This is a genomic window from Streptomyces hokutonensis (assembly GCF_042751305.1).
GTDB classification, from domain to species: Bacteria; Actinomycetota; Actinomycetes; order Streptomycetales; family Streptomycetaceae; genus Streptomyces; species Streptomyces hokutonensis_A.
In genome coordinates this window covers 155,285-163,302 of sequence record NZ_JBHYWD010000023.1, presented here as the reverse complement: position 1 = coordinate 163,302, position 8,018 = coordinate 155,285, and the positions used below count along the sequence as shown (strand labels likewise).

The following is an 8,018-nucleotide window of genomic DNA, read 5'->3' as shown; positions in this document are numbered from 1 at the left end:
CCCCCATTCCTCCCGGCCGCTCGCTCGCGTCTCAGACGGGCTGGAGCGGAGCGAGTCAAGGGTGGAGCGCAGCGGAATCGGCGAAGCCGACGCGACCGCAGGGAGCGCCCTTTACTCGGTCCGTGGAAGCCCGACACTGGCAAAGAAGCGAGTGGCCCAACGGCGAGAACTCAGTCGCTGGCCCAGTACACCCCCCGCTAGCGTGCCGTACATGACCAGGAACGACAGCGAAAACGCCCAGGACCCAGACTCCGGTGCCAACCCCCGTTTCGCCGAAGCCATAAGGGAGTTGGGACTCGCGGAACTCCTCAACAGCATCCGGCGCTTCCCGGACGCGACCCGTACCGCCGCGGAGGCCGCCGCCGCGATCGGGTGCGAGTTGAGTGAGATCTGCAAGTCCCTGATCTTCGCAGCCGACGGGGTCCCGGTGCTGGTGCTGATGGACGGGGCCTCGCGGGTGGACGTGGAGCGGGTCCGGGAGGAGCTCGGCGTCGAGAAGGTCACGCGGGCCAAGGCGGATGTCGTACGGGAGACGACGGGGTATGCCATCGGAGGCGTGCCGCCCTTCGGGCACCGTACGAAGACTCGTGTGCTCGCCGATCGTTCGCTGCTCGCGCACGACGTCGTGTGGGCCGCCGCAGGCAATCCGCATGCGGTGTTTCCCATGGAGCCGAAGGAACTTGTCGCGTACGCCGGTGCCACCTTGGTGGACGTGCGCGAGCAGCCCTCGTGACACCACTGGTCGCCGCCGCCGTCCTGCTCGCCGCTGTCACCCACGCCTGCTGGAACGCCCTCGCGCACCAAATCACCGACAAGTTCGTCGGGTTCACGCTCATCACGGGTGGTGGGACGGTCATCGGGCTGGCGCTCGTGCCGTTCACGGCCTTTCCGGAGGCCGGCGCGTGGCCGTGTATCGGCGCCTCCGCGCTCATTCATCTCGCCTACACACTCCTGCTGATGAAGTCGTTCAGGTTGGGGGACTTCGGACAGGCGTATCCGATCGCGCGCGGCACCGCGCCCCTCGTGGTCACGGTCTTCGCCGCCGTCTTCGCGCACGAGGTGCCCGACGGGTGGGCGGCGGCGGGTATCGCGCTGTCGTGCACGGGGCTTACGGGTGTCGCGCTGTGGGGGATGCGCGGGCGGCGGCCCAACTGGGCGGCGATCGGGGCCGCGTTGGCGACGGGGCTGTCGATCGCGGCGTACACCGTCGTGGACGGGCTCGGCGTGCGGGCCTCGGGGTCGTCGCCTACCTGCGGCGTGGTCAACTCCTGGCGGAGCTACGGCCGTTCGCCGCCGTCGGCTTCGTCGGTGCCGCCCTGTCCGTGCCGGCGTACGGACTCGTCCTGTGGGCCCAGACCCGTGCGGACCTCGCCCCCATCGCCGCCCTGCGCGCGTCGTCGGTCAAGTCCGGCTCATGCGGTAATGACTTCGCTGTTCAGGGGGCTTGATGAGGCGATTCCGTACGCCCCGGTCTCGTCCTGCGCCGTGGGAGCGCGATAGAGACCTACCGTTTCGCCGGCGTCAGTCGGCGACGTCCTCACCCCAGCGTGAGCCATCGGATGCCCAGGCGGTTGACGTCCAATGCTTCTTCCTTGGTGATCTGCTCGCGCCCTGTCGCCTTGCGCAGGAAGCCCAGCTGACCCCAACCCAACTTCTCCAGCGCCGCCGTTCCGTCCGGGCCGAGCAGCAGCTCCTGCACCAGATCCGCGGCCTGGGGAGTCAGCCACGGCTCGCGTCCCAGGGCGTCGGCCAGGTCCAGGCCGTGCACGGCGACCTCGACCACGCGCGTCATCAGGAACTCCGACAGGAGCATGGGGTCGCCGTGCCAGGTGCGCACCACACGCCCCTCTGGTTCGGCCCGGCACAGTCGGTCCACCTGTCGCCAAGTGGCGTTGAAGTCGTCAACGAGTGCGGCACCGCTGAGCTGTTCGGCCGCATGATGTTGGGCCAGAGCGATTCGAGTCGCGTTGGTGTCCGGGGTGAAACGGTCGTCGGGCCGGTAGTACTCCGCTGCGGAAACCTCGGCACGGGTCGGTGCCGGCGCGGCCAGCATGCCCGGCAGCCAGGCAATCACCACCCGGACATGAGCCAGTAGGTCGCCCACTTTCCACGGTGCGCACCGTGTCGGCAGACACCATTCGGCCGCCGAGACACCGGTCAGCGCCTGCGTGAGCTGCGTCGCCTCCAGACGAAACGCGTCAACCACCCGTTCCTGATCCAAGTCGGGACCTGCTCAGTGACGCCGGAGGGAGAACAGGCGCGTCACCACAGCCAGCACCAGCCCGGCAGCGATGAGATACAGACCAAGACGTTCTTCGGGGACTGCCGGTGACCACACCCGCCAGTCTGACGACGTGTAGGCATCGGCTGCCAGGAAGGACCCGTAGGAAGAGGAGTGCAGAGAGGGGAGCGTGCCGGACTGGCTGCGTACCCACAGCAGCGCGCCTATGGCTGCGCAGGTCGCGGATATCGCATACAGGGCTGTGGCGTGACGCTGGGTCGGTCTGGTCACGGGTTCTCCCTCGACTTTGTCGTTGTGATGCGTGGATTCTCGCTGCTGGTAGCGGTCACGCCTGAACCGGGCCACTGTGCCAAGCACCCGTGCACACAGACCGACGTCTTGGTGATCTCCATACTTTCGGAACCTGGTGAACCCCTCGGTGACCAGACAGGATTAACAGGAACATCATGTGAATGCTGGGGGAACAGTGCTGCCACGTTCGATCGGGGCCTTCACGGTCGTAGTCGGCCTTCTCGGCGCGGGCCTGGCGCTGACTCCGTCCGCCGCCCGCGCGGATGGCGGCACGCTGTACGTGAACAACACCTCGACGTCGAACTGCTCCGACAGCGCAGCCGACGCGGGCTCACAAACCCAGCCCTACTGCTCGTTGCAGACCGCCGTCGACACCGCGCGGCCAGGTGACACGGTCATGGTGGTCAAGGGGACCTTCGGGCCTCTCGATGTGAAGACCTCGGGTACCGCCAGTGCTCCCCTCACCATCACCACCAGCTCGATCAAGGCACTCGCCCAGATCAGCGCGCCCCACTCGGACTCCGGCTCGGCGCTCACCTTCGACCACGTGCACGACGTGGCCGTGCACGGCTTCTTCATCGTGGCGAACGCTCCCGTCTCGGGCGTTGCGGTCGAGGGGTCCGACAACATCACGCTGGACGGGGATCATGTCCTAGGCGCCGATTCGCCTCCGCTGGTAGGCATCGACGGGCAGAGCAGCACGGTCACGCTGAGCCGGGACCAGCTGGATGCCGCACCGGGCGAGGACGGTGTGGACATCGCGTCGGGAGCCGGCGGGACCGTCATCACCGGCAACAAGTTCTCCTACGGGAAGAGCGCGCCCGTGAACGCGGCAGGTGCGCCCGGCACGGTCGTGGTCGGCAACACCTTCACCGACAACGGCGGTTGCAACACCGCGGTCTCGCTCACCGGTGCCTCCTCCGGTTCGACGGTCGAGAACAACGCCTTCTTCCTCGGAGCCCCGGGCGGCTGCGCGACCTACGGCACGAGTACGCCGGTGGTGGTGTCCTCCGGGTCGACCGGCGCGAGCACCTATGACTACAACGTCTTCGAGTCCGAATCCGGCGGCGCGCTCTACAGCTGGGGTGGTCAGACCTACGCGACCGCCACCGATCTCCAGGCTGCGACCGGCCAGGGCAAGCACGAGCTGTACGTCGCGGTGACCGCCGGCACGGCCGGCCTGAACGTCGCCCCGCTCATCGACTCCGCCGATGCCACCGCTCCGGACGAGCTCAGCACCGACTTCAACGGCAAGCCCCGCGTGGACGACCCGCTCGTGGCCGATACAGGCACCGGCGCCGGCTACTACGACCGCGGCGCGGTCGAGTACCAGGACCCCTACCAGGTGACGGCGGCAGTCTCCGTCACCAAGGGTCCGGCCCCGCTGTCCGAGACGGTCACGGCGAACGAGACCAACCCCTGGAAGACCGGGATCACCGGCTACACCTTCGACTTCGGGGACGGCAGCGCCCCGGTGGTGTCCACCACCCCCAGCGTCGCCCACGCCTACACCGCGATCGGCTCCTACACGGTCACGGTCACCGCCACCACGGCCGCCGGGACCTCCGTCGCCGGCAGCAAGAAGGCCTACGTCACCGTCGCCGCCGAAGCTCCGCTGGTACCCGTCCTGTCGCTCGGCCAGGCTTATCCGTACAGCAGCCTCACCGTCCAGGCGGACGCCTCCGGGACCACCGACGACTGGAGCATCGCCGACTACGGAGTCGACTACGGCGACGGCACCCCGGCCGCGGACCTCGGCACCAGCGGCTTCGGTGGCCACACCTACCCCAAGCCCGGCACCTACACCGCCACCCTGACCGTCAAGGACGCCGGCGGGAACACCGCCACGACCACCCGGCAGGTCACTGTCGGCAGCGCGTTCGTACCTTTCGGGCCGACCCGGATCCTGGACACCCGAAACGGCACCGGCGCCGCCAAGGCGAAGGTCGGCCCGGGTGCGGTGCTGCGGCTCAAGGTCGCGGGCGTCAACGGCATCCCCGCCTCCGGGGTGACCGCGGTCGCCCTCAACCTGACCGGTGTCAATGCCTCCGCCGGCACCGTGATCACGGCCTACCCCGACGGCACCACCCGACCGACCGCCTCCAACCTGAACCCGGTCCCCGGTCAGGTCACGCCGAACATGGTCACCGTGCCGGTCGCCCCCGACGGCTACGTCGACCTCTACAACAACGCGGGCAGCATCGACCTGGTGGGTGACGTCGAGGGCTACTACAGCACCACCGCCGTAGTCACCTTGGGCGGGACGGGTTTCGTCCAAGTGAGCGGCCCGACCCGGGTGCTGGACACCCGCACGGGGATCGGCACCCCCAAGGGCAAAGCCGGGCCAGGCGGGTTGGTCACGCTCACCCTGCCGACCGGTGGTGCCGGCAACGCCTCCGCCGTTCTGCTCAACGTCACCGAGACCAATGCCACCGCATCGAGCTGGGTCGCCGTGGAGCCGAGCTCCGGCGATGTCCCCACCACTTCCGTACTGGACTTCGCGGCCGGACAGACCAGCGCCAACCTGGTCGTCGCGCCGGTCAGCAACGGGCAGGTCCAGTTCTACAACCGCAAGGGCAGCGTCGATCTGATCGCCGATGTCGAAGGCTATGTCGTCTCCGACGCGACGACGTCCCCGGGCGCCCCGGGCTCGCCCTACTTCCCGATCTCGCCGACCAGGGTGCTGGACACCCGCAACGGCACCGGCGCGGCCCAGGGCACACTCGGCTCCAAGTCCAAGCTCAGCGTCAAGGTGGCGGGGCACGGCGGCGTCCCGGCCGGAGTGAAGGCGGTGCTGGTGAACCTGACCGGCGTCAAGCCCACCACGAGCACCTGGCTCTCGGCCTACGCCGACGGATCAGCCCTGCCCGGCAGCTCCACCCTGAACCTCGCCACCGGCGCCACCCGCGCCAACCTGGCCCTGGTCCCGGTCGGTTCCGACGGTTCGATCGACATCTACAACAGCAGCGGCACAGTGAACGTGGTCGCGGACATCGAGGGCTACTACTTCGGCTGATTGCCCACTCCGCGACCCTCATGTCCGTCGCCTCGCCGGGTGACGCGGGCCGGTTGACCGTTTCTTCACCGGGCTTGCCGACGACTTGACGATCCGTTCCATGGACGTTCAGACGGCTGCCCGTGTGTGTGATGTGTGGTGTCCCTAGGGTTCCTGAGGATTCGAAAGAAGGGGCTCATGGGGACACTCCACGCGGTCCGGGCCGGCGGGATCACCAAGTGCTTCGGCGAGGTCGTCGCGCTCGACGGTGTCGATCTGGATGTGACGCAGGGTCAGATCCACGGTCTGGTCGGGCCGAACGGGGCGGGCAAGACCACGTTGCTCGGTCTGCTGCTGGGGCTGGCCGTCGCCGACGGCGGGCGGCTGGAGATCCTCGGCCGGCAGGTGGGGCGGGCGTTCGCCGCCCCCGACGGTGTCGCCGGTTTCGTGGACGGTCCCGGTCTCTACCCTTCGCTCACCGCCCGGCAGAACCTCGCCGCGCTGGCCGCCCTTCGCGGCGGCGACGCGCGGACGGCGGGCATCGACGACGTGCTCGACCAGGTCGGGCTCACCGATGTCGCCGACGACAAGGCCCGCGGCTTCTCGCTCGGGATGCGTCAGCGGCTCGGGCTCGCCGCCGCACTGCTCACCAGGCCCCGGCTGCTCGTGCTCGACGAACCGTCCAACGGCCTTGATCCGGCGGGCAAGAGACATGTGCACGGGGTACTCAGCAGACTCGCCGCCGACGGGACCGGTGTGGTGCTCTCCAGCCACCGTATGGACGACCTGGAGGCCCTGTGCTCGGAGGTCACCATCCTCGCCACCGGACGGGTCGTGTTCTCGGGGCCGTTGAGCAAGCTGGCCGCCGAGAGCCGTGAACTCGACTACCGGTTGCGGACGTCCGACCCCGGGGCCGCGCGCCGGCTCGCCGCCGACACGGCCGGCGTCCGGATCGTCGACGACAGCGTCGTACGGCAGGACGCCGACGTGTTCGTCGTACGCGCGCTGACACCCGCCCTCGACGAACTGGTGGCCCAGGTCGTGCGGTCGGGCATCGCGGTGCGTGAACTCGCCCCCGTGGTATCGCCGTTGGAGGCCGCGTTCCTCGCCCTCACCGAGCAGCAGGAGGCGGGCCGATGACCACCGCAACCGCCGTCGTCGAACCCGTCGCCGCAGCGCGCCGCGTCTCCGTCGCGCGCGGCTACCGCTTCGAACTCGTCAAGCTCGTCTCGCAGTGGCGGATCCGGCTGCTGGTGCTCGCCTGCTGGATCGCGCCCGCGCTCTTCGTCGCGGGAGTGAGCCAGCAGGACACCCTCCCCTCCGACACTCTCTTCGGCCGCTGGATGCACGCCACGGGGTGGGCCGGGCCGTTGGTCATGCTGGGGTTCGCGGGCACGTGGGCGTTGCCGCTGCTCACATCCCTCGTCGCCGGTGACGTGTTCGCCGCCGAGGACCGGCTCGGCACCTGGCGGCATCTGCTGGTGGCGGTCCGTTCGCCCGCGCGGATCTTCGTGGCGAAGGCGCTGGCCAGCGTCACCGTCATCCTGGCGCTGGTGGCGGGGCTGGCCGTCTCCAGTACGGTCGGCGGGCTCCTGGCCGTCGGCAACCAGCCGCTGGTCGGCCTCGACGGCCACCTCCTCGGGCCGGGGGACGCGGCCGGCCGGGTCCTGCTCGCCTGGCTCTGCGCCCTCGCCCCGACCCTGGCCCTCGCCGCGATCGGACTCCTCGGATCGGTCGCGCTGGGCCGGTCCTCGATGGGGCTGCTGCTGCCGGTGCTGGTCGCGCTCGCGATGCAGGTCGCCCAGATGCTGCCGCTGCCCGTCGCCGTGCGCCTCGCGCTGCCCGGCTACGCCTTCATCTCCTGGAACGGCCTGTTCACCAGCCCGGCCCAGCTCACCCCGCTCCTGATCGCCGTCGCGGTCAGCCTGGCGTGGGCCGTACTGGCCACCGCGCTGGCCCATCTCCTGTTCGTACGGCGGGACTTCACCAATCCGGCCTACGACGGCTCCGGGCGCCGCGCGTTCACCTTCGGCGTGCTGCCGCTGGCCGCGCTGACCGCCGTCACCGTGGGGGCGGTCGCCGTGGCGACTCCGTCGACGGGCTCCGGGATCGAGCAGGAGAAGGTGCAGAAGTCCCTCGCGACGGTCTTCGCCCACCTCTACCGCCTGCAGACCGAGCAGCTGCACCGACCGGCCGTCACCGAGGCCCAGCTCCGGACCTCGGCGGCCTGCACCAAGAGCGACGGCCAGGCCGCCCAGGAGGGGGCGGGCAACGACTGGCGTTGCGTCGTGAGCTGGCATCTCCCCGGGGTCGCGGTCACGGGGACGGCGATCTACCAGCTCGACATCACCTCGGACGGGCGGTTCGTGGCGGACGGCGACGGTCCCAAGGAAGTCAACGGCTACTTCCTGGTGCGGACTTCGACCGGAGACGCCCCGAATCCGCTGTGGCAGTTCGACGGCAACGTCGAACTGCTCGAAACCCAGTGAA

The 8,018-nt window shown here is 69.5% G+C and carries 6 protein-coding genes and 1 pseudogene; 5 read left to right on the top strand and 2 right to left on the bottom strand.

All coding sequences use genetic code 11. From position 1 onward, the window contains the following. The first annotated feature begins 211 nt into the window (after nt 1–211). On the top strand, nt 212–733 hold the full coding sequence (locus tag ACFXC1_RS40855) for a YbaK/EbsC family protein (protein WP_381252603.1): 522 nt from the start codon (nt 212–214) through the stop codon (nt 731–733). Beyond that, nucleotides 730–1,448, top strand: a pseudogene (locus ACFXC1_RS40850) (EamA family transporter). Before ACFXC1_RS40855 ends, ACFXC1_RS40850 begins: the two are co-directional and overlap by 4 nt. An 89-nt stretch (nt 1,449–1,537) precedes the next feature. On the opposite strand, the gene ACFXC1_RS40845 reads toward ACFXC1_RS40850, so the two are convergent. Both ACFXC1_RS40845 and ACFXC1_RS40840 read right to left on the bottom strand, forming a co-directional pair. Then, nucleotides 1,538–2,221, bottom strand: a complete 684-nt coding sequence (locus tag ACFXC1_RS40845; protein WP_381252600.1) for a maleylpyruvate isomerase family mycothiol-dependent enzyme — start codon at nt 2,219–2,221, stop codon at nt 1,538–1,540. A gap of 12 nt (nt 2,222–2,233) precedes the next feature. After that, complete coding sequence (locus tag ACFXC1_RS40840) at nt 2,234–2,512, bottom strand: hypothetical protein (RefSeq protein WP_381252597.1); 279 nt, start codon at nt 2,510–2,512, stop codon at nt 2,234–2,236. Between the two features lie 196 nt (nt 2,513–2,708). Between ACFXC1_RS40840 and ACFXC1_RS40835 the strand changes: the two genes are divergently transcribed. From ACFXC1_RS40835 to ACFXC1_RS40825, 3 genes are all read left to right on the top strand, one after another. Further along, nucleotides 2,709–5,549 (top strand): PKD domain-containing protein, encoded by a 2,841-nt coding sequence (locus ACFXC1_RS40835; protein ID WP_381252595.1) that lies wholly within the window; start codon nt 2,709–2,711, stop codon nt 5,547–5,549. A gap of 177 nt (nt 5,550–5,726) precedes the next feature. Further along, nucleotides 5,727–6,668 carry an ABC transporter ATP-binding protein gene (locus ACFXC1_RS40830; RefSeq protein ID WP_381252592.1) on the top strand — a complete coding sequence of 314 codons (942 nt, stop codon included), beginning with the start codon at nt 5,727–5,729 and terminating at the stop codon, nt 6,666–6,668. Beyond that, the gene (locus ACFXC1_RS40825; RefSeq protein ID WP_381252589.1) at nt 6,665–8,017 is read left to right on the top strand and encodes an ABC transporter permease; all 1,353 of its coding nucleotides are present in this window, start codon (nt 6,665–6,667) and stop codon (nt 8,015–8,017) included. Before ACFXC1_RS40830 ends, ACFXC1_RS40825 begins: the two co-directional genes overlap by 4 nt. Nucleotide 8,018: the final 1 nt, after the last annotated feature.

Bases quoted from the DNA above. Each gene is read 5' to 3' on its own strand.
- ACFXC1_RS40825 (WP_381252589.1), top strand. From the start codon at position 6,665: ATGACCACCGCAACCGCCGTCGTCGAACCCGTCGCCGCAGCGCGCCGC.
- ACFXC1_RS40830 (WP_381252592.1), top strand. From the start codon at position 5,727: ATGGGGACACTCCACGCGGTCCGGGCCGGCGGGATCACCAAGTGCTTC.
- ACFXC1_RS40855 (WP_381252603.1), top strand. From the start codon at position 212: ATGACCAGGAACGACAGCGAAAACGCCCAGGACCCAGACTCCGGTGCC.